A 268-nucleotide genomic window follows, 5' to 3' on the forward strand; every position below is an offset into this window, starting at 1 on the left:
AGGCTTAGACAGCTAGGAGGTTGGCTTAGAAGCAGCCATCCTTTAAAGAAAGCGTAATAGCTCACTAGTCGAGTCGGCCTGCGCGGAAGATGTAACGGGGCTCAAACCAGGTACCGAAGCTACGGGTTCGCCGAATGGCGAGCGGTAGAGGAGCGTCGTGTAAGCCGATGAAGGTGTGTTGAGAAGCATGCTGGAGGTATCACGAGTGCGAATGCTGACATGAGTAACGACAAGGGGAGTGAAAAACTCCCCCGCCGGAAGACCAAGG

1 rRNA gene is annotated in these 268 nt (G+C 54.5%); it reads left to right on the forward strand.

Annotated features, from left to right (window positions below):
• Positions 1 to 268 (forward strand): 23S ribosomal RNA (locus C9F12_RS22365); the annotation flags it as partial.

The organism is Halomonas sp. BN3-1 (genome assembly GCF_003056325.1).
GTDB lineage: Bacteria > Pseudomonadota > Gammaproteobacteria > Pseudomonadales > Halomonadaceae > Halomonas > Halomonas litopenaei.